Origin of the sequence: Streptomyces sp. NPDC090442 (genome assembly GCF_044769405.1) — a bacterium.
Taxonomy (GTDB): Bacteria; Actinomycetota; Actinomycetes; order Streptomycetales; family Streptomycetaceae; genus Streptomyces.
Genome location: NZ_JBIVXW010000015.1, coordinates 81,492 through 106,408, shown reverse-complemented (window position 1 = coordinate 106,408; position 24,917 = coordinate 81,492). Strand labels below are relative to the sequence as shown.

General features: G+C 72.7%; 17 protein-coding genes. 6 read left to right on the top strand and 11 right to left on the bottom strand.

Annotated elements, in window-relative coordinates; translation table 11 throughout:
- The first annotated feature begins 216 nt into the window (after positions 1–216).
- From ACIQU6_RS13530 to ACIQU6_RS13520, 3 genes are all read left to right on the top strand, one after another.
- Positions 217–954 (top strand): MBL fold metallo-hydrolase, encoded by a 738-nt coding sequence (locus tag ACIQU6_RS13530; protein ID WP_403481761.1) that lies wholly within the window; start codon positions 217–219, stop codon positions 952–954.
- Positions 955–1,071: 117 nt separating this feature from the next.
- On the top strand, positions 1,072–1,905 hold the full coding sequence (locus ACIQU6_RS13525; protein WP_403481760.1) for a DUF3097 domain-containing protein: 834 nt from the start codon (positions 1,072–1,074) through the stop codon (positions 1,903–1,905).
- Positions 1,906–2,044: 139 nt separating this feature from the next.
- On the top strand, positions 2,045–2,320 hold the full coding sequence (locus ACIQU6_RS13520; RefSeq protein ID WP_274915757.1) for a DUF1876 domain-containing protein: 276 nt from the start codon (positions 2,045–2,047) through the stop codon (positions 2,318–2,320).
- Between the two features lie 148 nt (positions 2,321–2,468).
- On the opposite strand, the gene hemW is transcribed toward ACIQU6_RS13520, so the two are convergent.
- The 4 genes from hemW to lepA all read right to left on the bottom strand — a co-directional run bounded on the left by hemW (position 2,469) and on the right by lepA (position 10,163).
- On the bottom strand, positions 2,469–3,701 hold the full coding sequence (hemW, locus tag ACIQU6_RS13515) for a radical SAM family heme chaperone HemW (RefSeq protein WP_376565599.1): 1,233 nt from the start codon (positions 3,699–3,701) through the stop codon (positions 2,469–2,471).
- 122 nt (positions 3,702–3,823) lie between these two features.
- Entirely contained in the window at positions 3,824–5,881 is a 2,058-nt protein-coding gene (locus ACIQU6_RS13510) for a SpoIIE family protein phosphatase (RefSeq protein WP_403481803.1), read from the bottom strand.
- Positions 5,882–6,119: 238 nt separating this feature from the next.
- Positions 6,120–8,009 carry an AMP-dependent synthetase/ligase gene (locus tag ACIQU6_RS13505; protein WP_403481759.1) on the bottom strand — a complete coding sequence of 630 codons (1,890 nt, stop codon included), beginning with the start codon at positions 8,007–8,009 and terminating at the stop codon, positions 6,120–6,122.
- A 282-nt stretch (positions 8,010–8,291) separates the two neighbouring features.
- A complete protein-coding gene (gene lepA / locus ACIQU6_RS13500) occupies positions 8,292–10,163 on the bottom strand; it encodes a translation elongation factor 4 (protein ID WP_403481758.1) in 1,872 nt (623 codons plus the stop codon).
- 238 nt (positions 10,164–10,401) lie between these two features.
- Here lepA and rpsT point away from each other — a divergent pair, with 238 nt between their 5' ends.
- Together rpsT and ACIQU6_RS13490 are read left to right on the top strand one after the other, a co-directional pair.
- Positions 10,402–10,668 carry a 30S ribosomal protein S20 gene (gene rpsT / locus ACIQU6_RS13495; RefSeq protein ID WP_274915753.1) on the top strand — a complete coding sequence of 89 codons (267 nt, stop codon included), beginning with the start codon at positions 10,402–10,404 and terminating at the stop codon, positions 10,666–10,668.
- A 478-nt stretch (positions 10,669–11,146) separates the two neighbouring features.
- Entirely contained in the window at positions 11,147–12,181 is a 1,035-nt protein-coding gene (locus tag ACIQU6_RS13490; protein WP_403481757.1) for a hypothetical protein, read from the top strand.
- Positions 12,182–12,595: 414 nt separating this feature from the next.
- Here ACIQU6_RS13490 and holA read toward each other — a convergent pair whose 3' ends face one another.
- Complete coding sequence (gene holA / locus ACIQU6_RS13485) at positions 12,596–13,582, bottom strand: DNA polymerase III subunit delta (RefSeq protein ID WP_403481756.1); 987 nt, start codon at positions 13,580–13,582, stop codon at positions 12,596–12,598.
- 100 nt (positions 13,583–13,682) lie between these two features.
- On the opposite strand from holA, the gene ACIQU6_RS13480 reads away from it, so the two are divergent.
- Positions 13,683–13,937, top strand: a complete 255-nt coding sequence (locus ACIQU6_RS13480; RefSeq protein WP_403481755.1) for a hypothetical protein — start codon at positions 13,683–13,685, stop codon at positions 13,935–13,937.
- A gap of 82 nt (positions 13,938–14,019) precedes the next feature.
- Here the strand turns inward: ACIQU6_RS13480 and ACIQU6_RS13475 are convergent, their stop codons facing one another.
- The 6 genes from ACIQU6_RS13475 to ACIQU6_RS13450 form a co-directional block, all read right to left on the bottom strand.
- Positions 14,020–14,826 (bottom strand): arylamine N-acetyltransferase, encoded by an 807-nt coding sequence (locus ACIQU6_RS13475; protein WP_403481754.1) that lies wholly within the window; start codon positions 14,824–14,826, stop codon positions 14,020–14,022.
- The gene (locus ACIQU6_RS13470; protein ID WP_403481753.1) at positions 14,780–17,839 is read right to left on the bottom strand and encodes a ComEC/Rec2 family competence protein; all 3,060 of its coding nucleotides are present in this window, start codon (positions 17,837–17,839) and stop codon (positions 14,780–14,782) included. The genes ACIQU6_RS13475 and ACIQU6_RS13470 overlap by 47 nt, the downstream gene beginning before the upstream one ends.
- Positions 17,836–18,507, bottom strand: coding sequence for a helix-hairpin-helix domain-containing protein (locus tag ACIQU6_RS13465; protein ID WP_403481752.1), 672 nt, complete (start codon positions 18,505–18,507; stop codon positions 17,836–17,838). The genes ACIQU6_RS13470 and ACIQU6_RS13465 overlap by 4 nt, the downstream gene beginning before the upstream one ends.
- Positions 18,508–19,365: 858 nt before the next feature.
- Positions 19,366–20,211: a DegV family protein gene (locus tag ACIQU6_RS13460; protein WP_403481751.1), complete on the bottom strand. Its 846-nt coding sequence runs from the start codon at positions 20,209–20,211 to the stop codon at positions 19,366–19,368.
- 309 nt (positions 20,212–20,520) lie between these two features.
- Complete coding sequence (locus ACIQU6_RS13455) at positions 20,521–21,351, bottom strand: hypothetical protein (RefSeq protein ID WP_403481750.1); 831 nt, start codon at positions 21,349–21,351, stop codon at positions 20,521–20,523.
- A 489-nt stretch (positions 21,352–21,840) separates the two neighbouring features.
- A complete protein-coding gene (locus ACIQU6_RS13450; protein ID WP_403481749.1) occupies positions 21,841–24,732 on the bottom strand; it encodes a leucine--tRNA ligase in 2,892 nt (963 codons plus the stop codon).
- Positions 24,733–24,917: the final 185 nt, after the last annotated feature.

The window sequence follows — 24,917 nt, the reverse complement described above, 5'->3', positions numbered from 1 at the left end:
GGCGCACTGAGGGCTTACCCACCACCGCCTGATCCGACCCCGGGCCGCCCCGGAGAGTTCCCCGAGCGATCCCCTGGAAATCCCTTGCACGACGCCTCGTTGGCGCCCCGGGACCGCACCGCGGCGCGCCCCACGAGGTGCGCGCGCCCGCCGGCTTTCCGCCGGGTTTCCACCGGGTGCGGGGCAACGCTATCGCGGGGGCGCTAGCGTCCTGCCATGCGCACCACTTGGGAAGAGGCCGGCTGGGAGCGGCTCGGCACCGACGTCGTCCGGCGCCGGATGCCCGGCTGGGACGAGACGATCGGCGTGATCGCCGGCGCCGACGGGGTGTTGCTCGTCGACACCGGTCCGACCCTCGCCGCCGGGGCGGAGCTGCGCCGCACGATCCGCGGCGTGCTGGGCCGCGATGTGACGCATGTCGCGCTCACCCACCCGCACTTCGACCACGTACTGGGCACCGCGGCCTTCGCCGGCGTCGAGGTGTACGGCGCGGCGGGGGTGGCCGGACTGCTCCGGGACGGCGGGGAGACGCTGCGGCAGGACGCGGTCCGGCACGGCGTGGCCCCGCGGGCCGCCGCCGAGGCCGCGGACCACCTGGTCGTCCCCCGCCACCAGGTGGACGACCGAACGACCCTCGACCTCGGGGGCCGGGAGGTGCTGTTGGCCGACGTCGGCCCCGGTCACACCGCCCACGACCTGGCCGTCCTGGTACCGGGCCGGCCCGGCGAACGGGACGTCGTCTTCTGCGGCGATCTGGTGGAGGAGTCCGGCGAGCCCCAGGCGGGTCCGGACGCGCTGCCCCGGCGGTGGCCCGCCGCGCTCGACCGGCTGCTGGCCCTGGGCGGCGAGGACGCCCACTACGTGCCGGGGCACGGCGCGGTGGTGGACGCGGCCTTCGTCCGCGCGCAACGGGACGCCCTGGCCGCCCGCTTCGGCACCGCCAACGCGCCCTGACGCGACCGCGGTTGGCCCGCCCTCCCCGGCGTGCACACCGGTCCGCCGCCCGTAGCACCACTCCTCCCCACCCGACCCACCGACTGTCCGCCCCCGACCCGTAGGGAACCGACCTCCATGCACAGCAGGCACTACAGCCCCGACCTCACTCCCCCCTGGAAGAAGCCGAAGCCGGTGCCCGAGGTGCCGGCCGATCCCGGGCTGGTCGTGGAGGAGGTGGCCACGGGCTACTGCGGCGCGGTCATCCGGTGCGAGAAGACCGCCGAGGGCACGACGGTGACCCTGGAGGACCGCTTCGGCAAGCAGCGGGTGTTCCCGATGGCGCCGCGCGGCTTCCTCCTGGAGGGCAGGACCGTCACCCTCGTCCGGCCGTCGGCCCGCCCGGCGGCGAGCGGGCCGGCGCGCACCGCCTCCGGTTCGCTCGCGGTCCCCGGGGCCCGCGCCCGGGTCGCCCGCGCCGGTCGCATCTACGTGGAGGGCCGGCACGACGCCGAGTTGGTGGAGCGCGTCTGGGGCGACGACCTGCGGATCGAGGGCGTCGTCGTGGAGTACCTGGAGGGCATCGACGGCCTTCCGGCCATCGTGGAGGCGTTCTCCCCCGGCCCGGACGCCCGCCTCGGCGTCCTGGTGGACCACCTCGTCCCCGGTTCCAAGGAGTCCCGGATCGCGGCGTCGGTGACGGACGGGAACGTGCTGGTCGTCGGCCACCCGTACATCGACGTGTGGCAGGCGGTGAAGCCGTCGTCGGTGGGCATCGCGGGCTGGCCGCAGGTCCCCCGGGGTCAGGACTGGAAGACCGGGGTGTGCCGGGCGCTGGGCTGGCCGGAGAACACCGGCGCGGCCTGGCAGCGGATCCTGTCCCGGGTGCGGTCGTACAAGGACCTGGAGCCGGCGCTGCTGGGTCGGGTGGAGGAACTGATCGACTTCGTGACGGCGCCGGAGAGCGCGTGACGGGGCGAAGGGCCTGGTGACCGCGGGCGGAGATCCGTCAGAAGCGCCCTGGGGAGGGCGCGGCGCCGCCCCGGTGCACGTCGTGCGCGGGGGCGGTGGCGAGCGCACGCTGGTAGCAGCGATTCCGGAGGTGACCGCCATGTTGAAGACCGCTGTCGGATGGCATGTCGAGATGGAGTTCGAGGAGGACGTCCACCGCACCCGGGCCGCCGCGATGGTACGGCTGCCGGACGGGACCGAGGTGCGGTCCCATGGTTATGCCAGCCGCCATCCCGCCGACGGGAACCAGCCCCGGGTCGGCGAGGAGGTCGCGGGGGCCAGGGCCCTCAACGACCTGGCGATGCAACTGCTGACCAAGGCCCATGACGAGATCGACTCGGCGTCGGGCCGGTCGTCCCGCCCGTTGACGCATTGATCGAGGAATCGAGAGATCAAGGAATCGAGGGGTTGACGCGCCGGTCGTCGAAGCGTCGACGCCCTAGGTGTGGTGAAGTCCCCGGCTCCTTGGGGGCGTTGGGGACGGGGCGGGGGATTCGAGCGCGAGCGAGGCGGCGACCCGGGTGTCAGTCCACCAGGTCGCGGACGACCGCGTCCGCGAGGAGTCGGCCGCGGAGCGTCAGCACCGCCCGCCCGGCCTCGTACGGGCCGGGCGCCAGGAGGCCGTCGGCCAACGCGCGGGCGGCGGCGCGGGCGCCCGCGGGGGCGAGGAGGTCGAGCGGGCAGCCGGCGGCGAGCCGGAGCTCCAGGAGGATCCGCTCGACGCGGCGGTCCTCGTCGGCCAGCACCTCGCGGCCGGCGCCCGGTGAGCGGCCCTCGGCGAGGGCCTGGGCGTAGGCGGCGGGGTGCTTGACGTTCCACCAGCGGACGCCGCCGACGTGGCTGTGCGCGCCGGGTCCGGCGCCCCACCAGTCGGCGCCGGTCCAGTACAGCTCGTTGTGACGGCAGCGGGCGGCCTCGGTGGTGGCCCAGTTGGAGACCTCGTACCAGGAGAAGCCGGCGGCGGTCAGGCGCTCCTCGGCGATCAGGTAGCGGTCGGCGTGCACGTCGTCGTCGGTCATCGGGACCTCGCCGCGGCGGATCCGGCGGGCGAGTTGGGTGCCCTCCTCGACGATCAGGGCGTAGGCGGAGATGTGGTCCGGGCCGGCGGCGGTGGCGGCGTCCAGGGAGGCGCGCCAGTCGTCGTCGGACTCCCCGGGGGTGCCGTAGATCAGGTCGAGGTTGACGTGCGCGAAGCCGGCCGCGCGGGCCTCGGCGACGCAGGCTTCGGGGCGGCCCGGGGTGTGCGTGCGGTCGAGGATCTTCAGGACGTGCTGGCGGGCGCTCTGCATGCCGAAGGAGACGCGGTTGAAGCCGCCCGCGCGCAGCTCGGCGAGGTAGCGCGGATCGACGGACTCCGGATTGGCCTCGGTGGTGATCTCGGCGTCGGGCGCCAGGCCGAACTCGTCGCGCAGCGCGGCCAGCATCCGGCCGAGGTCGGCGGCGGGCAGCAGGGTCGGGGTGCCACCGCCGACGAAGACCGTCTGTACGGGACGGGGGTCGTCGCCCAGTACCTTGCGGGCCAGCCGGACCTCCTCGACGAGGGTGTCGGCGTAGTTGTCGCGGGAGGCCAGGGCGCCGCCGCGGCCGCGCAGTTCGCTCGCGGTGTAGGTGTTGAAGTCGCAGTAGCCGCAGCGGGTGGCGCAGTACGGCACGTGCAGATAGAAGCCGAGGGGGCGCTCGGCGGCGCCGGTCAGCGCATGGCGGGGCAGCGCCCCGTCCTCGGGCATCGGCTCACCATCTGGCAGTGCGGAAGGCATGGGGTCCATTGTCCGTCATGCCGGAGCCTTCCGGTTCAGGGTCCGGAATACCTCCCCCGCCCGCCCGGTTGTGGCCCCGCAGGGGGCCCTCGCACCCCCTACGGGACCCGTTCGACCGCCCCCTACGGGCGCCCGCCCCCACCCGCCGCCTGGAGCACCATCAAGGCCAGGTCGTCGTCGGGCGGGGTCGGCCCGAAGGCGTGGACGGTGCGGCGGATGTGTTCGGCAATGCCCTCGGCGCTGCGGCCGGCGGTCGCGGCGAGCGCGCCGGCCAGGCCGTCCTCGTCGTCGAAGAGCCGCCGGCCGCAGCGCCGCTCGGTCACCCCGTCGGTGACGCACAGCAGCGTCTCCCCGGGGCACAGGTCGAAGGACTCGCTGACGTAGACCGCCTCCTCGACGACGCCCAGCAGCATCTGCGGCGCCGCGACGACCCGGACCGCGCCGTCGGTGCCGAGCACCAACGGGAGCGGGTGGCCGGCGCTGGCCAGGGTGCAGCGCGCGCCGCCGGTGCCGCCGCCGTACGGGACGATCTCGCCGTAGAGGAGCGAGAGGAAGCGGGCCTGTTCGCCCTCCTCGCGGATCTCCACGGGGGACTCCGCGCCCGCGCCGGCCGCCGCCACCGCCGCCGCGACCGCCGCGACGGAGTCCGAGGCTTCCCGGGCCATGGTCTTGTTGAGCCGGTCGAGGACCTCGGAGACGCCGAAGCCGTCGCGGGCCAGCAGCCGCAGCACGGGGCGGGCGAGCCCGGTGACCGCGGCCGCCTCCGGGCCGCTGCCGCAGACGTCGCCGAGGGCGAAGCACCAGCGGCCGTCGCCGGCGTCGAAGAGGTCCCAGAAGTCCCCGCCGGCCCAGGCGCCTTCGCGCGGCTCGTAGACCACCGCCGACGCCACCCCGGGGACCCGGGCCCGGCCCTGCGGCAGCAGCCGGCGCTGGAGGACCCGGCTGATGCGTTCCTGGCGGCTGTAGGCGCGGGCGGTGGCGACCGCGCGGGCGGCCCGGCGGCACAGGTCCTCGATCAGCGCCACCGCCTCGCCGGGGAACCGCCGCAGCCCGGCCCGGCCGAGCAGTACGGTACCCAGCCGCCGGCCGCCGGTGACCAGCGGGCAGGCCAGCGCCGCGCCGTCGAACTCCCCCTCGCCGACCGGTCCGTCCGACCACGGCCAGGGCACCGGCACCGGCCGGTTGCCGGCGGCGTCGGTCCTCAGGCCGGGCGGCTCCTTCTCCAGCGCGGTGCGCAGCGCGTCGATCCGGCCCTCGTACATGTGCCAGACGCGGGCGAGCCGTGGCGCCTCGCCGGCCTCGGTGAGGCCGCGGCCGGGGGCGCCGCCGTCGCCGTCGTGCAGCCACACCGCGCACCAGTCGGCGAGCCGCGGGACGATCAACTGGGCGGCCAGCGAGGCGACCTGGTCGGCGTCGAGCTGCCCGGAGAGCAGGTCGGACGCCTCCGCGAGGAAGGAGAGCGCGCCGCTGTCGACGCCCCCGCGGCCGGGTGCCGGCCGGTCCTCGGGCGGGGCGGGGCGGCGGGGCACCGGGGCGAGGAGTTCGGAGGTCCGCAGGGCGCGCCGGAACGCCTGGTCGTCGTGGGCGTCCGCGGTGGCGTAGGCGTCGCAGGCGTCGTCGACGGTGTCCGGTTCCGGCCAGCTCGCGTCGGGGCCGCCGACCGGCAGTCGGAACCACACCGTCTTCATCGCCCGCCGGTAGGTGACGCCCCAGGCTTCGGCGACCGCGCTGATCAACCGGAGCCCGTGGCCGCCGCCTTCGAGCGCGCCGGTGTCCTCGCGGGCCCGTACGGGCTGGGTGGGGTGCCGGTCGGAGACCTCGATGACCAGGCCGGGGCGGGGTGGCTCCTCGGAGGCGACGTCCGGAAGGTCGTCGCCCGGGAGGTCGTCGGGGTGCGGCAGCGGCTCCTCGGCGGGGTCGAGCCGGCAGAGGAGTTCGACGGTGGTGCCCGCGTGCACCACCGCGTTGGTCACCAACTCGCTGACCAGCAGCACCGTTTCGTCCGCCAGCCGTTCGGTGAGGCGGTCGGCGCCGGGCAGGCCCCGCGCGCGCCAGTCCGCGAAGGCGGCCCGGACGAACTTCCGCGCGGCCGCCGCGGCCCGCGGGTCCCCGGGCAGCGTGGCACGCAGGGAGCGGGCGGCGGCCCCTGCGATGTCGTTCCGTCCGGCCGTAGTTGTCATCCTCATTGAGCAACTCCCGAGCGGTTCCCCAGCGGCGCCGGATGCGCCTCCCGTCAGGGTGACAGAACGAGCGCGCTCATAAGCGGTGAGTCACGGAAGTGCGTGGTCAGAGGCGGTGACGCGGCTGACGCATGACGTGATCGGCCGCCCGGGACCCCCCTGAGGGCGACGGCGGACGGGGCACGGTGCGGGGCGGCGCGGGCCCGCCGGGGCGTGCGCCCGCACGGCGCCCTCCCGCTCACGCCTCCCGCGCGCCGGCGTACATCTCGTCGAGCAGGTCCTTGAACGCCCGCTCCACGACCGGTCGTTTGATCTTGAGGCTGGGGGTGATCTCCCCGTGCTCGATGTCCAGATCGCGCGGCAGCAGCCGGAACTTGCGGATCTGCTGCCACCTCTGGAGCCCCTCGTTGACGCGCTCCACGTAGCCGTCGATCAGCGCGCGGACCTGGTCGGTGGCGACGACCTCGGCGTAGCTCCTGCCACCCAGGCCGTGCTCCTTGGCCCAGGTGAGGATGGTCGGCTCGTCCAGGGCGATCAGCGCGGTGCAGAAGTTCCGGTTGGCGCCGTGCACCACCACGTTGGAGACGAACGGGCAGACGGCCTTGAACTGGCCCTCCACCTCGGCGGGGGCGATGTACTTGCCGCCGGAGGTCTTGATGAGGTCCTTCTTGCGGTCGGTGATCCGCAGGTAGCCGTCGGCGGACAGCTCGCCGATGTCGCCGGTGTGGAACCAGCCGTCCTCCTCCAGCACTTCGGCGGTCTTGTCGGCCAGGCCGTGGTAGCCCTGCATGATGCCGGGGCCGCGCAGCAGGATCTCGCCGTCCTCGGCGATCCGCACCTCGGTGCCGGGCAGCGGCTTGCCGACGGTGCCGGTGCGGTACGCCTCGCCGGGGTTGACGAAGCTGGCGGCGCTGGACTCCGTCAGGCCGTAGCCCTCCAGGATGTGGATGCCGGCGCCGGCGAAGAAGTAGCCGATGTCCGGGGCGAGGGCGGCGGAGCCGGAGATCGCGGCGCGCAGCCGGCCGCCGAACGCCTCGCGCAGCTTGGTGTAGACGAGGGCGTCGGCGACCTTGTGCTTGGCGGCGAGCGCGAACGGCACCGAGGCGTTGCCGGTGTGCCGGAAGTTCTCCTGGGAGGTCTTGGCGTACTCCCGGGCCACCTCGGCCGCCCACTGGAAGATCTTGTACTTGGCGGCGCCGCCCTCCCGGGCCCTGGCCGCGACGCCGTTGTAGACCTTCTCGAAGATCCGCGGGACGGCGGCCATGTAGGTGGGCCGGACCACCGGCAGGTTCTCGATGATCTTGTCGACTCGGCCGTCCACCGCGATCACGTGGCCGACGGAGATCTGCCCGGCGGTCAGCACCTTCCCGAAGACGTGCGCAAGCGGCAGCCAGAGGTACTGCTCGTCGTCCGCGGTGACCATCCCGGTCGCCTGGATGGCGCGGGCCATGTACGCCCAGCAGTCGTGCACCAGCCGGACGCCCTTGGGGCGGCCGGTGGTGCCGGAGGTGTAGATCAGGGTGGCCAGTTGGTCGGCGCGGAGTGCGGCGACCCGTTCCTTGACGCACTCCGGGTGCTGCTCCAGATAGACGGTGCCGCGCTTCTCCAGTTCGGCGAGGGAGAGCACCCACCCCTCGGGGTCGTCCTCGGCGGGCCGGGCGTCGGCCCCGTCGATGACCACGACGTGGGCCAGCTCGGGGAGTTCGGCGCGTTTCTCGCGGGCCTTGGCGAGCTGCGCGGCGTTCTCCGCGATCAGCACCCGGCTGCCGGAGTCGGCCAGGATGAAGGCGGTCTCGTCGGCGTTGGTGGAGGGGTAGACGGTGGTGGTGGCGGCGCCGGAGCAGAGCACTCCGAGGTCGGCGAGGATCCACTCGACGCGGGTGTTGGCGGCCAGTGCCACCCGCTCCTCGGGGCGGACGCCGAGCGAGATCAGCCCGGCGCTCGTGGCGAGGACCCGCTCGGCGGCCTGGCCCCAGGTCAGCGTCTTCCAGGCGTCCGGACCGGTGCCCGAGGCCGGCGGGACGGGATAGCGGTAGGCCTCGGTATCCGGGGTGGCCGCGACCCGCTCCAGGAAGAGGGTCGCCACCGAAGGCGGCCGGTTGTCGATCAGCGTGTGAGTGTCGGTCACGGCGTCCTCCGGGGCCCGCTTCGTTGCTGGTGACTCGCGAGTAACCTTTGAGCAGTGATCAGAGTAGAGCGCGTGACGCCGCCACGTAAGGGGCTGCACCCGACTGGTTCACGATGTGACCCGCGCGAAAGGTGCACATGACACGCGCTTGACCGGCGGGCTGACCGGGAACGACAACGGGGCGCCGGCTCCCGTCAAGGAACCGACGCCCCGCGAGCGGGCGCAATGGCCACGCACCCAACTACGCCCCGCTTCTTGCCACTTCGTCTTCCCGCTACTCCGCTACTTCTTCTTCGCGTCGCCGTCGGAGTCCGAGGACAGCACCGCGATGAAGGCCTCCTGCGGGACCTCCACGCTGCCGACCATCTTCATCCGCTTCTTGCCTTCCTTCTGCTTCTCCAGCAGCTTCCGCTTACGGGAGATGTCACCGCCGTAGCACTTGGCGAGGACGTCCTTGCGGATGGCGCGGACCGTCTCACGGGCGATGACCCGGCTGCCGATGGCGGCCTGGATCGGCACCTCGAAGCTCTGCCGCGGGATCAGCTCGCGCAGCTTGGCCACCAGCCGCACGCCGTACGCGTACGCCTTGTCCTTGTGCGTGATCGCGGAGAACGCGTCGACCTTGTCGCCGTGCAGCAGGATGTCGACCTTGACCAGGTCGGCGGACTGCTCGCCGGTGGGCTCGTAGTCCAGCGAGGCATAGCCGCGGGTCTTGGACTTGAGCTGGTCGAAGAAGTCGAAGACGACCTCGGCGAGCGGCAGGGTGTAGCGGATCTCGACCCGGTCCTCGGAGAGGTAGTCCATGCCCAGCAACGAGCCGCGGCGGTTCTGGCACAGCTCCATGATCGAGCCGATGAACTCGCTGGGCGCCAGGATCGTGGCCCGGACCACCGGCTCGTGCACCGTGTCGATCTTGCCGACCGGGAACTCGCTGGGGTTGGTGACGGTGTGCTCCGCCCCGTCCTCCATCTGCACCCGGTAGACCACGTTGGGCGCGGTGGCGATCAGGTCGAGCCCGAACTCCCGCTCCAGGCGCTCCCGGATGACCTCCAGGTGCAGCAGGCCCAGGAAGCCGACGCGGAAACCGAAGCCCAGGGCCGCCGACGTCTCCGGCTCGTAGACCAGCGCGGCGTCGTTGAGCTGGAGCTTGTCCAGGGCGTCGCGCAGCTCGGGGTAGTCCGAGCCGTCGAGCGGGTACAGCCCGGAGAACACCATCGGCTTGGGGTCCTTGTAGCCGCCCAGCGGCTCCTGGGCACCCTTGGTGAGCTGGGTGATCGTGTCGCCGACCTTGGACTGCCGGACGTCCTTCACGCCGGTGATCAGGTAGCCGACCTCGCCGACGGACAGGCCGTCGGCCGACTTCATCTCCGGCGAGTTCGTCCCGATCTCCAGCAGCTCGTGCGCGGCGCCGGTGGACATCATCTTGATCCGCTCGCGCTTGCTGAGCGTGCCGTCGACGACCTTCACGTACGTCACGACGCCGCGGTACGCGTCGTAGACCGAGTCGAAGATCATCGCGCGGGCGGGGGCGTCCTTGACGCCGACCGGGGCCGGCACCTCGCGGACGACCCGGTCCAGCAGCTCGGGCACGCCGACGCCGGTCTTGGCGGAGACCTTCAGCACGTCCTCGGGCTCACAGCCGACGAGGTTCGCCAGCTCGGCGGCGAACTTCTCGGGCTGCGCGGCCGGCAGGTCGATCTTGTTGAGGACGGGGATGATCGTGAGGTCGTGCTCCATCGCCAGGTAGAGGTTGGCGAGGGTCTGGGCCTCGATGCCCTGGGCGGCGTCGACGAGGAGGATGCAGCCCTCGCACGCGGCGAGCGACCGGGAGACCTCGTAGGTGAAGTCGACGTGGCCCGGGGTGTCGATCATGTTCAGGATGTGGGTCGCGCCACTTCCCTCTTGGCCCTCGGAGGGCTCCCAGGGCAGCCGGACCGCCTGGGACTTGATCGTGATGCCGCGCTCGCGCTCGATGTCCATGCGGTCGAGGTACTGCGCGCGCATCTGCCGCTGGTCGACGACACCGGTGAGCTGGAGCATCCGGTCGGCGAGCGTCGACTTGCCGTGGTCGATGTGCGCGATGATGCAGAAGTTACGGAGGAGCGCCGGGTCGGTACGGCTCGGCTCCGGCACGTTCGTAGGGGTCGCGGGCACGCAGGGTCCATTCAGTGAACGCGGGTAGGCGGGACTCGGTCTTGTGAGGTCTCCCCCATCGTCCCATGAGCGCCGGGGGTGGGGCGGTTCGGGCATCCGGGACGGGCGGGGCGGGGGCCGTCCCGTAGCCCGGTTTGGGCGCGCGTAAACCCTGCTGGTAGCCTGGTCCACTGCGCTTCGTGCCCTCTCTCGTGCGAGGCGCAACTCGAAACTCCAACGAACCTGAAAAGGCTCTTTCGTGGCGAACATCAAGTCCCAGATGAAGCGGATCAAGACCAACGAGAAGGCTCGTCAGCGCAACAAGGCTGTCAAGTCCTCGCTGAAGACCGCGATCCGTCGCACCCGCGAGGCCATCGAGGCCGGTGACCTGGAGAAGGCCACCGCCGCGCAGGCCCTGGCGGCCCAGAAGCTCGACAAGGCCGTCAGCAAGGGTGTGCTGCACAAGAACAACGCCGCCAACAAGAAGTCGGCGCTGGCCAAGAAGGTCGCCGCCCTCAAGGGCTGACCTCCACCCGACCGCGCCCGTCGCGGTCACCCTGCCGTTCAGGGACCCAGCGGCCCCTCTCACCGCTCCCTGCCGGTGCACCACCGCGCCGCACGCGGCCTGCGTTCGCCACGCGGGTGCGGCGCCCAGGCTCTCCGCGGAATCCAATCCGCAGAGCAGCCGCCCATAACTAGATCCACATGACGCGGAGATCCACGGAGATCCACGTCACGTGGAGGGAAAGACCCCGCCAGTGCCTTCGGGCCGGCGGGGTTTTTCGTTGGGGTGGGCGGGGGTTGAGGGCTGGTGGAGGCCGGGGGGCTGGTTGGTTGTGGGGCTTTCGTTGCTTCGTGGGTTGGTCGCTGCGTAGTGGGATGCTCGTCGTGCGCGGGGGTGCGGGGGCGCGTGGAGGATCCCGGGGCGCTGAGCTGGTGACCGTAGGGCGGGTGGACCGCAACGGGCCGGGTCCGGTGCCGGAGTTGTCCGCTACGCTGCCGCCATGTCCAATACGGGGGACCAGAACGATCCCTTCCCGGCGCCGCAGCCTCCCGCCTACGGCCCGCCGCCCGCACCCCAACCGCCGGTGCCCGCCCAGCAGAATCCCTACGCCCAACCGTTCCCGCAGGGCCTCCAAGGTCCGCGGAATCCACCGGGTCCACACCCGGGAGCACCGTCCGCGCCGCCCCAAGTACCGGGCGGCTACGGCTATCCGACGCCGGGCGCCCCGGGTGTACCGGGTGCGGCCCACGGGGCACCGCCCGGCGGCGGCCGGGGCGTTGACCTCCTCAGCGCCCTGCCCCCGATCGAGACGCCCCGTCGGAGCACCGCTTCCTCCGCCTCCGGGTGGCTGTGGGCCGTCGGCGGCGCGGTGGCCGCCACCGCGATCGGGGCGTCCGTGCTGTTCGCCACCGGCGCGTTCTCCTCGGAGCCCGACCCCGAACTCAAGGGCTACGCCTACCGGTCCGACCTGTGCGCCGCGACCTCCCTCACCCCGTTCGAGAGCGCCGGGTACAAGGCGAAGCCGAGCCCCGGCGGCGGCACCGGCTCGGGTTCGGGCACGCCCGGCGCACCAAGCCCGTCGTCCCCGCCGAACCCGCAGCACAGCGGGACCCGGATGAACTCCATGGACTCGATGTGGTGCAACGTCTCCCTCGCCGCGGACAACGCCGGCCCCACCGCCGGCTACTCCTCGACCTGGGTCTACAGCTCCGCCACCCTGCACAAGAAGGCCGACCCGGCCCCGGAGTTCGCCGACATCTACCGCTCCTACGAGAAGCAGCAGACCTCGCTCACGTACAAGGTCGAGCCCGTGTCCGGCATCGGCGACGAGGCGTATCTCATCACCCGCAACGACGCCCCCAGCAACAACAACTCCTATGTGATCCTCGCCGTCCGCGACGGCTGGATGACGTACCAGTCGACCTGGTCCAGCTATACGTCGAGCAGCAGCGGCACCAAGCCGCCGGCGCCGGCCGAGGTCGCCACGATGCTGGAAACCAGCGCGAAGGAGACCCTTAAGCGGTTGCAACGCTGAACCGCCGGGTTGGGGCGCCGAGGTGGCCAGGAAGGGCCGCCGACGGGTGCGGCGCCGGGTCGAGTACCGAGTCGAGTACCGGCTTGCGGTGTCACTCCTGCCACGCCGAACTGCGGTGCGGGGCGGCGGAGATGGGCCGGGTGAGGGGCTCGGGTGCGGGTGCGCCGCGGTGGCGCTCCGCGCTGAACTCCGGTGTCGTGCCGGGCCTCACTGATCGACTGACCGACCGATCGGCTGCCGTGTGACCGATCGCCTGATGCGTAACCGATCGGCTGCCGCGTGGGTGTGCTGGCTCCGCGGCGCCAGCACACCTCACCGCCATCGCCATCGCCGTCGCCACTGCCGCCGCTGCCCGCGTCACCGCCGGCCGCTCTGCCGGCTCGCCGCCTCCGCCGCCTCGCCGCCGTTCTCTCGCTATCGCCGCGAGCGGGCCGCCCGCGCGATCGCCACCACGGCCTTCTCCAGGGCGTATTCGGGGTCGTCCCCGCCGCCCTTCACCCCCGCGTCGGCCTCGGCCACCGCGCGCAACGCCGCCGCCACGCCCTCCGCCGACCAGCCGCGCATCTGCTGCCGGACCCGGTCGATCTTCCAGGGCGGCATGCCCAGTTCGCGGGCGAGGTCGCCGGGGCGGGCGCCGCGTGGGGCGGAGGCCAGCTTGCCGATGGACCGGACGCCCTGCGCCAACGCGCTGGTGATCATGACGGGGGCGACCCCGGTCGCAATCGCCCAACGCAGCGCCTCCAACGCCTCGGCGGCCCGCCCTTCGACCGCACGGTCGGCGACGGTGAAGCTGGACGCTTCCGCGCGGCCGGTGTAGTAACGCGCGACCACGGCGTCGTCGATCGTGCCCTCGACGTCGGCGGCCAACTGCGCGCACGCCGACGCCAGCTCGCGCAGATCGCTGCCGATGGCGTCCACCAGCGCCTGGCAGGCTTCCGGCGTGGCCGGGCGGCCGGCCGCCCGGAACTCACCGCGGACGAAGGACAGGCGGTCCGCGGGCTTGGTCATCTTGGGGCAGGCCACTTCGCGCGCCCCCGCCTTACGGGCCGCGTCCAACAGACCCTTGCCCTTGGCGCCTCCGGCGTGCAGCAGGACCAGGGTGATCTCCTCGGCGGGCGAGCCGAGGTACGCCTTCACGTCCTTGACGGTGTCCGCCGACAGGTCCTGGGAGGCGCGCACCACCACGACCTTGCGCTCGGCGAAGAGCGAGGGGCTGGTCAGCTCGGCCAGGGTGCCGGGCTGGAGCTGGTCGGGGGTGAGGTCGCGCACATCGGTGTCCGCGTCGGCCGCCCGGGCAGCGGCCACCACCTGCTGCACCGCGCGGTCGAGCAGCAGTTCCTCCTGCCCCACCGCGATCGTGACGGGGGCGAGCGGGTCGTCGTTAGCTGTCATCCTGGCCATCGCGTCCAGCATCCCACGCCCCACTGACAACCCCGCCCGCACCGGGCCCCGAGCGCCCGCCCCGGTGCTCCGCAGCTCGCCCCTGACCGACAATGGACCGGTGAACGACACCCACAACGGACGCCACGTCCTCGTCCTCCCCGACCGCGACGCCGCCGAGGAGGTGGCCGAGGCCCTGACGGAACGCTTCGGCGTCGCCGAGGAACCCCAGCTCGTACGGGACGCCCTGGCCGGCGAGGACGACGCCGAGGACGCGCAGTGGCTGGTCGTGGTCGAGGACCCCGACGCCTCCTACGACGCCGCCGGCCTGGCCGCCCTCGCCGGGGAGTACGACGGCTGGCGCGAGACCGAGTAACGCCGGAGGCGCCAGGACCGAAGGCACCGGAGCCAGAAGCATCAGAGCCGGTGGCGCCAGGACCCGAGGCACCAGCGAGGGTTCAGTCCCTCCGCCCGTCCTCCTCCCCCGCACGCCCCTCCTGGCCGAGGGCCGGTTCCCGGTCCAACACGATGCCGAAATGGGTGCGGTAGGCCGGCAGGACCTCCGCCGCACTCAGCTCGCGCTCCTCGCGGGCGCCCTCGGCACCGGTGAGCACCAACGTGCGCCCGGAGAGCGTCACCCGGCCGGTCTCCGTGAGCCGCGAGCAGACCAGCGACCGCCTGAAATGCGACGTGGGCGACGTCCGCTGCCACCAGCAGCCGGCCTCGAAGTCCGCCAGCTCGCGCGGGCGTTGCTCCAGCCTGTACTGCGGCTCCCCGTCCCGGTAGACGTCAAGGTCCCCCTCCCCCGTCCCCACTATTCGGAAGCGCCCGCCGGGATCCACCTGCTCCGCGTCGCTGTCGAGCCGCAGCGGATGGTGGCTGTGCCGCCCGAAGCCGACGTCCACGAGCCAGGACCCGGTGGGCGTGCGGACCCGCAACGCCAGGTGGTCGTAGGGAATCCCGATCCCCTCGGGCCCGAACACCCGCGCCGAGAGCAGCTCGACCTCGTACCCCAACGCCCGGAGCAGCGCCGCGAACGCACCGTTGAGCTCGTAACAGAACCCACCGCGACGGGCCCCAACGATCTTGTCCAGCAGCGGCTGCTCCGCGAGCGCGATCTCCTCCCCCAGATGAATGGCGAGGTTCTCGAACGGCACGGCCCGCAGATGGCTCAGTTGCAGCGCACGCAGCGCCGCGTCGTCGGGTGCGCCCGGCCGGTCAGCGGATATCCGCCGAAGGTAAGCATCCGTGGTGGCCTCGTCCATCAGATCTGCGTCCTCTCCCTGTGTCGCCTCTCGATCGTCGGTCGTCTCTCGATCGTCGGTCGCCTCTCCATCGTCGCTGGTGCGTCGGTCGGCTCTGCTGCGGCGCCCATCGGCCGCCCCGACGGCTGGACTGGCGTCTGGACCAGCGCCTCGCCCGGTGTCCGGACCGACGTCCATACCGGGATCCAGGTCGACGTCCGGTCCCGGTCCTGACCCCGGCACGCCCCCTGGGCCGGCGTCCGCCGACCACCGCGGACAGCTTGCCCGGGGTGCCGACGACCGCGATGGCGCCGTCGGTGTCGGTGCGCAGCACCAGGGTGCCCCGGGCCCGCAGCGCCGCGATGGTGCGCGGTGCGGGATGCCCGTACGGGTTTCCGGCGCCGCAGGAGACGAGCGCCAGGCGCGGTATCAGGCGCTGCATCAACTCGGGGTCCTGATAGGCGGAACCATGGTGCGCCACCTTCAGGACGTCGACGGCGGCCAGCTCCGGGTGAGCGGCCAACAACGCCTGCTGAGCCGGTGGTTCGAGATCGCCCAGCAGTAGGACGGTCAGCCCGCCCGTCCGGACCAGCAGGGTGACGCTCGCGTCGTTGGGCCCGGAGAACTCGCCGCCATCGGGCAACGACGGTCCCGGCTGGCCCGTACCCGCCTTCGGCGCCAACGGGGCGGTCGGCCAGAGGACCTCCCACGTAAGCGCCCCGAGGTGACGCCGCTCCCCCGGCGCCGCACGGATGACGGGGACCTTGGCCTCGGCCGCGACACCCCGTACGAACTTCGCCTGGCTGTAGGGCTCTTGGAGCGTCGTGGTCTCGATCGCCCCGACCGAACGCCCGCGCAGCACCCCGGGCAGACCGTCCACATGGTCCGCGTGGAAGTGTGTGAGAACGAGCAACGGGATCCGGTGGACGCCCAGCTCGGTCAGACAGTGGTCGATGGCGCGGGGCTCGGGCCCGGCGTCCACCACCAGCGCCGTACCGTCACCGGCCGCCAGCACCAACCCGTCGCCCTGCCCCACATCGCACGCCACCACCCGCCAGTCCGGCGGTGGCCACCCGGTCAGCACCCGGGTCAACGGCGCGGGGCGGAACACCGCCAGGACCACGGCCAGCGCGCACAGCACACTCAGCCAGCGACGGCGCAGCACCCGCCGGCCGACCGCCAGCAGCACCACGGTGACGACGGCGAGCGTCAGCCCGCCCCTCCAGCCGCCCGTCCACTCGACCTCCGCGCCCGGCAGCTCCGCCCCCGTACGGGCGACACCGGCGATCCACTCGGCCGGCCAACCCGCGCACCACGCCAGCAACTTGGCGACCGGCAGGGCCACCGGAGCCACCGCGAGCGCCGCGAAGCCCAGGATCGTCGCGGGCGTCACGGCCAGTTCGGCGAGCAGGTTGCAGGGCACGCCGACCAGTCCCACCCGCGCCGCGATCACCACGATCACCGGCGCGCAGACCGCCTGTGCCGCGGCCGCGGCAGCGATCACCTCGGCGAGGCGGGACGGCACCCGACGACGCTGGAGGGCAGCGCTCCAGCGGGGAGCGAGCAGGAGCAGCGCGCCCGTCGCCAGGACGGAGAGCAGGAAGCCGTAACGCCGGGCCAGCCACGGGTCGTAGAGGATCAGGAGCAGGACGGCGGCGGCCAGCGCGGGAAGCAGCGTGCGCCGGCGGCCGGTGCCGATGGCGAGCAGGGTGATCAGCCCGCAGGCGGCGGCCCGCAGCACGCTGGGGTCCGGGCGGCACACCACGACGAAGCCGAGCGCGAGGGCGCCGCCGACCAGCGCGGTGCCGCGCAGCGAGAGCCTCAACCGGCGCGCCAACCCTCGGCGTTCGGCCTGGCCGGCGAGGTGTGGCGGGCCGATCAGCACGGTGAGCACGATGGTCAGGTTGCTGCCGGAGACGGCGAGCAGATGCGTCAGGTCGGTGGCACGGAAGGCGTCGTCGAGGTCGGCCGGCACCCGTGAGATGTCGCCCACGACGAGGCCGGGCAGCAGTGCGCGGGCGTCCGGGCGCAGCCCGTCGGTCGCCTCGCGCAGCCCGGCGCGCAGTTTCCCGGCCAGTCGTTGGAGGGCGGACGGTGGCGCCACCACGACCGGAGGACCGGCGGCGGTCACCCGCAACACGGCGGCCGTCCGGTCAGCCGCCATCAGCGCCGGCGCGGCACGCGCCGTCACCCGGATACGGGTCGACGGCAGCAACCTCCGCCACTCCGGCGCCAACCCGCCCCCGCCCCCTCCCCCGTCAGCACGCCGCCCCGCCCCCGCTTCCCCTGCTTCCGCTGCCTCTCCCGCACTCTTCACCCCCTTCGCGCCCTTCGTCTGGTGCTGCTGCACGACCGCCAGTACGGGGGTGTGGGCGGCGGTTACCGTCCCGTCCGGGGCCGTGATGCGGACGGCGTCGGCGGTGAACACCAGTGCCGGCGGCGTCCGTTGCGACCCCCGCACCTTGGGCCGGGTCAACCGGGGATCTCCGGTCAACTCCAGCTCCACCGTGAGCTGGGCGTACCGCTGCGCCCAGGTGGGCAGTGGCCCGCGCCGCACGTCCGCGGCATGCAGCGCCGCGGACGCGGCCCCCGCCGCGGCGCACAGCAACACCGCCGCCAACGCCACGAGCGCCCCCGCGGCGCGTCCGCGCCTTGGCCCATGGCCGCGCGCGAACCGTCCGGACACCGGGCCGCCCCGGCCCCCGCCGTCGGCACCTACGGCACGAGAACGGACGGACGTGCCGAGCGCGAACACCGGCAACGCCCCGGCCCTCCAGATCGCGAACACCGCGAGCACCACGGCCACCGTGCACCCCACCGCTACCGCACCACCCGGCGCGCCCAACCCCACCGCTGCCGCCGCCCATGCCGCCAGCGCGGGGCCGACGAGCCGCAGATCAGCGGGCGCGTTCCGTGAGGCGCCCGCCGTGCCCTCCACCGTGGCGCTCCCCACCACGGCGTCCTTCGCCGTCCCACCATCCGTCGACGCCACGGCATTACGGGTCGAGGTGGCGCCCTCCCCTGCCGACGTCATGGCGTGACCAAGGACCGTAGATCGGCAAGCCGCCGCTCGCCGATGCCGGCCACCTGACGGAGCTGGTCCACCGACGTGAACCCGCCGTGCCGGGTGCGGAATTCAATGATGTGGCGGGCCAGGACCGGGCCCACTCCAGGCAAGGCGTCAAGCTGCTGTGCCGTCGCCGAGTTGAGGCTCACCGGCCCACTCGCCAGGCCCGACGCGCCACTCCCCGAACTCCCCGAGTCGCCGCTCCCGGCCGCGCCACCCAGCGCACCGGACCCTGCGCCCGCACCCGCCACCCCGACCGCGATCTGCTCGCCGTCGGTCAGCAGCCGCGCCCGGTTGAGGCCACGGAGGTCCGTCCCGTTCACCACGCCGCCCGCGGCCTCCAGCGCATCGGTCACCCGCGAGCCCGCCGGCAGCCGTTGGATCCCCGGCCGCCGTACCTTCCCCACGACGTCCACGACCAACACCCGGCCGGCCCCGCCCGGCGGCCCACCCGTGGTGGCACCGGAGGACTCGGCATGCGCCGGCGGCCCCGACGGAGCCGACGAGCGACCGCCTCTTCCCGGCACCGCGACCGCACTCTCGGCACTCGGCGCCCGCACCGGCTCCGGACTCGCCGCCCAGAAGTGATGGACGGCGAAACCCACGCCCACCAGGAGCACCAGGACCAGCGCCACCAGCGCCTTCGGGTCCGTGCCGCACCGTAACTGGAGCCACAGCGGCAGCCGTTCACGTACCGCGGGCCACCAACGCTCTGCTCTGGGGGCACCCGGAGGATCGTGCTCACGGGGCGGTGCACGATGCGGATGCGGCACTTCCGCACCCGAGTCGGACCGACCATGGCCACCGCCGGGACCATACGCACCAAGGACGCCCGCCCCCACGCCAGCGCCGGCTCCCGTACCGGCGTCGATCCCCACACCGGCAACGGCTCCTGCATCGGCGTCAGCTCTCGCCTCGGCCTCCGCGCGCCCCGCTCTCCTCAGACCGCTGCCGCTCTCACCCTCCTCGCCACTCCCTGCCAGCGCTCCACCGCCTTGAGGGACGGCGCCGAAGATCACCGCGGCCCGAGCCCGCGTCCGCTCGCGCTTCCACTCCCGAACTCGCTCCCGCTCCCCTCTGCCCCACCGCGCGGACGGCGCGAGGGTGGTCGACGACCCGGAGGCCGACGGGAGAGACGACCCGGCCATGGGCTCAGGTGCGGAGACCGATACCGACACTGACGTTGAATCCGGCAACGAAGCCGTGCGAAAAGCGTTCATGAACCCGACGGTAGGCACTTCGCGCGAATCTCGCCGATCCGCGTCAAATACCGTGGATAAGCGGAGAGTTGTGGATAACTCCGCCACTCACACGGGCACCCCGAGCCAAGAGCCGCCGCACCCCCAACACCGGCCGCACAACCCTCACATCGGCGTTCTGCGGACGTCACGAGACATGGCGTCACATCGGCGTCAGGCAGGCCGCCCCACAACCGACACCCACCGCACCCCGCACCCCCACGCCCCGAAACCCCGACACCCCGATCGCCACCCTCACCTCGGCGAGACCACGACCCCCAGCAGCCCCGGCCCGGTATGCGCGCCGATCACCGCGCCGACCTCGCTCACATGCAACTCGTTCAGCCCCGGCACCCGTTCGCGGAGCCGTTCCGCCAACGCATCGGCCCGCTCCGCCGCCGCGAGGTGATGGACCGCGATGTCCACCTGGCCCTCCCCCGCCCCCTCAACGGCGATCTCCTCCAGGCGCGCGATGGCCTTGGAGGCCGTGCGGACCTTCTCCAGCAGTTCGATGCGCCCGTCGGCGAGTTGCAGGATCGGCTTGACGGCGAGCGCCGAGCCGAGCAGCGCCTGCGCCGCGCCGATCCGACCGCCGCGCCGTAGGTAGTCGAGGGTGTCGACGTAGAAGTAGGCGGAGGTGCCCGAGGCACGTTTCTCGGCGGCGGCCACCGCATCGTCGGCGTCCCCACCGGCCTCCACCGCCTCCGCGGCGGCGAGCGCGCAGAATCCGAGGGCCATCGCCACCATCCCGGTGTCCACGACCCGTACCGGGACCGCGGCGTCCTTCGCCGCCAGCACCGCCGCGTCGTACGTGCCGGAGAACTCCGACGAGAGGTGAAGCGAAACGATGCTGCTCGCTCCGGCCTCGGCGAGGGCTCGATACGTTTCCGCAAACACAGCGGGGCTCGGCCGGGAGGTCGTGACGGGCCGGCGCTTCTGGAGCGCTTGGGCAACGGATCTCGCGGAGATCTCGGTGCCCTCTTCCAGGGCCCGGTCCCCCAGGACGACGGTCAGCGGCACGGCCGTGATGCGGTGGCGTTCAACGGCCGCGCGCGGCAGGTAGGCCGTGGAATCGGTGACGATCGCGACATGGCGGGACATGACTGGGAGGTTATCCGGGGACGCAGGCGCCCGACAGTGCGGGCCCCTACCGAAGATCTTCCCGGTTTCGCCAAGCCTCTGCCAAGTCCGCCCAGGTCACGGCCAGTCGGGGCGGGAGGGGCCGGGCTGCGCCTGCCGTGTGCGGACGCTCTTGGGGCTTCCCTTCCCCAAGCCCACCCACCGCCACCACCACCGCCGTCTCGCCCCGCTCGCCGATCCCCCACTGCCATCTCACACCTCGCGGCGCACATCTCGCATCAGGCTCCGAGGAGGGGGTTCACGGCGAGCGAACGGGACGCGTTTACCCGGTTACCCGGCTATACCGCCGTTGCCTTCCGCCCGGCCGCGGGACGTTTCCCGCTGCGGGGCCTTCTCCCACGAAAACGTCGGCCGAGCACGCGGGTCCCGGGCGGTGATCGCCGGGGTCTCATCCTCCACCGGGCCCCAGGAATAGCCCTCCGCACCCGACGCAGAGGCAGCGCCGACACCGGACCCCGTGCCGGCCCCGGGTCCGGTCGCCGCCGGGCCCGTCGCGGGTCGCGAACCCGCCGCCGGTCGTCCGCCTTCCCCGCCCTGCTGGCCCCCTCCCGCCGCGTCATCCGTCCAGTGCCGCAGGGCCCCCGCCTCCATGTCGATCTGGTCGCTCAACGCGGCCAGGTCGTCCTCGGCGAACTTGCGGGCCCGGTCACGGGCGGCCCAACGCAGCGACTCCGCGGAGTGTGTGATCCGCTCCAGGCGCTCCCGGAGCTCGGGGAGACGGGCCGCGATGGTCGGCTTGCTGGGCTCACGCTCCAGCCGACGAAGGTCCTCGTCCAACTCCCGTCCATGCACCGAGAGTTGCTCGAAGAGCCGGACCGCCTCGGCGAGCGAGGCGTCGTCGGCGGAGCCGACCCGCAGGACCTCCTGGGTGGCCCGCATGGACGTGCGCAACGTGAGCCGCAGTTGGGCCAGTTCGCCGACCACTCCGGGCTGGGTGAACTGCCGGGCCCGCAGCGTGGTGTCCTCGACCGTCCGCCGGGCCTGGGCGACCTTGCGGTCCACCCCGCGCTTCGCCGCCTGCACTGCCTTGACCGTGACGAACACCCCGGCGACCACGAACAGCACGAAGAGCAACCCGAAGATGGCGACGGCAACTTCCATGGACGCTCCCCTGAGGTGTCGGCGGCGCCGGCTCCACGCCGACGCCCGTACCTCCACGGTAAACGCGTCGAGCAGGTCGCGGGTTCCAAACGAACCCCCAACCTGCCCGTAGGGGAAACCACCTATACGCTCGCGGAACACCGCCCGCGCACAGCCCTCACCCTCACAAAAGGCCAGGTCAGACAGGGTGTCATCACACCCCGCCGGCCAGACGACCCGGCCCCGACGACCACCAGCCACTCCACCCCACCTCAGCCCCAACCCACCCGCCCGCACGCGCACTCACGCACCCGCGCACGCGAAGGGAAAGGGCCAGGCGAAGCGAAAGAGCAAGAGAAGGGGGACGCCCCCACCACCCGGCAGGAACGCCCCCATCACGCGAGACCGCAGTTCACCCGCCCCGTCCCGCGGGGTCGACGCTCAGGAGCCCGCCCCGGAGGAGGGCTGCTCCCGAGCCCCGCCCCCGCAGGACCGGCGCCGATCGGCCTCTCACGCAGGCACGATGTTGACCAGCTTCGGGGCGCGGACGATCACCTTCCGGATGCCCGCGCCGTCCAGTGCCGCGACGACCGCCGGCTCGGCCAGCGCCGCCGCCTCCAGGTCCGCGTCGGAGATCGCCGGGGCGACCTCCAGACGGGCCTTGACCTTGCCCTTGATCTGGACGACGCAGGTCACCGTCTCGTCCACGACGTACGCCGGGTCGGCTACCGGGAAGTCGGCGTGCACCACGGACTCGGTGTGCCCCAGCTTGCGCCACAGCTCCTCGGCGATGTGCGGCGCCAGCGGGGCCACCAGCAGCACCAGCCGCTCCGCCACGGTGCGCGAAACCGGGCCGCCGACCTTGGTCAGGTGGTTGTTCAGCTCGGTGATCTTGGCGATGGCGGTGTTGAAGCGCAGGTTCGCCATGTCCTGGGTGACGCCGTCGATCGCCTTGTGCAGGGCCCGCAGGGTGGCCTCGTCCGGCTCGGTGTCGACGACGGTGACCTCGCCGGTCGCCTCGTCCACCACGTTGCGCCACAGCCGCTGCAGCAGGCGGTACTGGCCGACGACGGCGCGGGTGTCCCACGGGCGCGACACGTCCAGCGGACCCATCGCCATCTCGTACAGGCGCAGGGTGTCCGCGCCGTACTCGGCGCAGATCTCGTCCGGCGTGACCGCGTTCTTCAGGGACTTGCCCATCTTGCCCAGCAGCCGGGAGACCTTGCCGCCCTCGTAGTAGAAGACGCCGCCGTCGTGCTCCTCGACCTCCGCCGCCGGGACGGCGATGCCGCGGGTGTCCCGGTAGACGTACGCCTGGATCATGCCCTGGTTGTACAGCTTGTGGAACGGCTCGACGGAGGAGACGTGCCCCAGGTCGTGCAGCACCTTGGACCAGAAGCGGGCGTACAGCAGGTGCAGCACCGCGTGCTCGGCGCCGCCCACGTACAGGTCGACGCCACCGTGCGGCTGGCCGTCACGCGGGCCCATCCAGTACTGCTCGACGGCCGGGTCGACCAGCGCGTCGTCGTTCTTCGGGTCCAGGTAGCGCAGCTCGTACCAGCACGAACCGGCCCAGTTGGGCATGGTGTTGGTCTCGCGCCGGAAGCGCCGCACCCCGCGCCCGTCGCCCAGGTCCAGCTCGACGTTGACCCACTCGTCATTACGGGACAGCGGGGTCTCGGGCTTTGTGTCGGCGTCGTCCGGGTCGAAGGTGCGCGGCGAGTAGTCGTCGACCTCGGGCAGTTCCAGCGGCAGCATCGACTCGGGCAGCGAGTGCGCCACGCCGTCCTCGTCGTAGACGATCGGGAACGGCTCGCCCCAGTAGCGCTGGCGGCTGAACAGCCAGTCGCGCAGCCGGTAGTTGACGGTGCCCTCGCCGATGCCGTTGGCGGCCAGCCATTCGGTGATCTTCGCCTTGGCCTCGGTGACGCCCAGGCCGTCCAGCGAGACGGTGTCGCCGGACGAGTTGACCAGCTTCGCGTCGTAGGCGGCGAACGCGTCGTCCCAGGTGGCCGGGTCGGTGCTGCGGCCGTCGGTCGGCTCGACGACGCAGCGCATGGTCAGCTCGAAGGCGCGGGCGAAGGCGAAGTCGCGGCTGTCGTGCGCCGGGACGGCCATGATGGCGCCGGTGCCGTAGCCCATCAGCACGTAGTCGGCGATGAAGACCGGGACCTGCTCGCCGCTGACCGGGTTGGTGGCGTAGACACCGGTGAAGACGCCGGTCTTGTCCTTGGCCTCGGCCTGCCGCTCGACGTCGGACTTGGCGGCGGCCTGCTTGCGGTAGGCGGCGACAGCCTCGGCGGGGGTGGCGTGGCCGCCGGTCCACACGTCGTGGGTGCCCTCGGGCCAGGCGTCGGGGACCATCGAGTCGCTGCCGTTGCCGGCGATCAGCGGGTGCTCGGGGGCCAGGACCATGTAGGTCGCGCCGAACAGGGTGTCCTGGCGGGTGGTGAAGACCGTGATCTTGTGGGCGTCGCCGACCGGGAAGTCGACGCGGGCGCCCTCGGAGCGGCCGATCCAGTTGCGCTGCTGCAGCTTGATGGCCTCCGGCCAGTCCAGCGCGTCCAGGTCGCGCAGCAGCCGGTCCGCGTAGGCGGTGATGCGCATGTTCCACTGGCGCAGCTTGGCCTTGAAGACCGGGTAGTTGCCGCGCTCGGAGCGGCCCTCGGCGGTGACCTCCTCGTTGGCCAGCACCGTGCCCAGTCCGGGGCACCAGTTGACCGGGGCGTCCGAGGCGTAGGCCAGGCGGTACTCGCCCAGGACCTCGGCCCGCTCCAGGGCGCTCAGCGCGCTCCAGGGCCGCCCGTCGGGGGTGGGCCGGGTGCCGGCCTCGAACTGGGCGACCAGGGTGTCGATCGGCCGCGCCGTGTCGGCCTCCGGGTCGTACCAGGAGTTGAAGATCTGCAGGAAGATCCACTGGGTCCACTTGTAGTACGCCGGGTCGATGGTCTCGATCGACCGGCGCTGGTCGTGGCCCAGGCCCAGGCGGCGCAGCTGGCGCCGCATGTTGACGATGTTGGCCTCGGTGGAGACCCGCGGGTGGGTGCCGGTCTGCACGGCGTACTGCTCGGCGGGCAGGCCGAAGGCGTCGAAGCCTAGGGTGTGCAGGACGTTGTGGCCCGTCATGCGGTGGTATCGGGCGTAGACGTCGGTGGCGATGAAGCCCAGGGGGTGGCCGACGTGCAGCCCCGCACCGGAGGGGTACGGGAACATGTCCATGATGAACTTCTTGGGACGGGCCACCGCCTCGGCGTCGCCGGCCAGTTCTCCGACCGGGTTCGGGGCCTCGTAGGTCCCCTCCGCCTCCCAGAAGTCCTGCCAGCGTGCCTCGATGTTGGCGGCCAGCGCGGCCGTGTAGCGGTGCGGCGCTGCCACCTCGGCAGCGGTAGTCGTCTCGCTCATCGTCCTCAAAGCTCCATCGATCGTCTCTGCCTGCGGCTGCTGCGGACACGGTTTCTGCGGAAACAAAAATGCCCCTCGCTCAGGAGGGGACGCCGCGCCGATTCCGACCCGGGCGGCCACAGCGAAGGGCCCGGTCGGGACTGATCAGCGCGGCCCGCTAAGCAGAAGGCGTACGGCACACATGG

Excerpts from the sequence above, each read along its gene's own strand:
- ACIQU6_RS13530 (WP_403481761.1), top strand. The coding sequence starts at position 217 with ATGCGCACCACTTGGGAAGAGGCCGGCTGGGAGCGGCTCGGCACCGAC.
- ACIQU6_RS13525 (WP_403481760.1), top strand. The coding sequence starts at position 1,072 with ATGCACAGCAGGCACTACAGCCCCGACCTCACTCCCCCCTGGAAGAAG.
- ACIQU6_RS13490 (WP_403481757.1), top strand. The coding sequence starts at position 11,147 with ATGTCCAATACGGGGGACCAGAACGATCCCTTCCCGGCGCCGCAGCCT.
- ACIQU6_RS13470 (WP_403481753.1), bottom strand. The coding sequence starts at position 17,839 with ATGACGTCGGCAGGGGAGGGCGCCACCTCGACCCGTAATGCCGTGGCG.
- hemW (WP_376565599.1), bottom strand. The coding sequence starts at position 3,701 with ATGCCTTCCGCACTGCCAGATGGTGAGCCGATGCCCGAGGACGGGGCG.
- ACIQU6_RS13475 (WP_403481754.1), bottom strand. The coding sequence starts at position 14,826 with ATGGACGAGGCCACCACGGATGCTTACCTTCGGCGGATATCCGCTGAC.
- ACIQU6_RS13450 (WP_403481749.1), bottom strand. The coding sequence starts at position 24,732 with ATGAGCGAGACGACTACCGCTGCCGAGGTGGCAGCGCCGCACCGCTAC.
- ACIQU6_RS13520 (WP_274915757.1), top strand. The coding sequence starts at position 2,045 with ATGTTGAAGACCGCTGTCGGATGGCATGTCGAGATGGAGTTCGAGGAG.
- holA (WP_403481756.1), bottom strand. The coding sequence starts at position 13,582 with ATGGCCAGGATGACAGCTAACGACGACCCGCTCGCCCCCGTCACGATC.
- ACIQU6_RS13510 (WP_403481803.1), bottom strand. The coding sequence starts at position 5,881 with ATGACAACTACGGCCGGACGGAACGACATCGCAGGGGCCGCCGCCCGC.
- ACIQU6_RS13460 (WP_403481751.1), bottom strand. The coding sequence starts at position 20,211 with ATGTCCCGCCATGTCGCGATCGTCACCGATTCCACGGCCTACCTGCCG.
- ACIQU6_RS13455 (WP_403481750.1), bottom strand. The coding sequence starts at position 21,351 with ATGGAAGTTGCCGTCGCCATCTTCGGGTTGCTCTTCGTGCTGTTCGTG.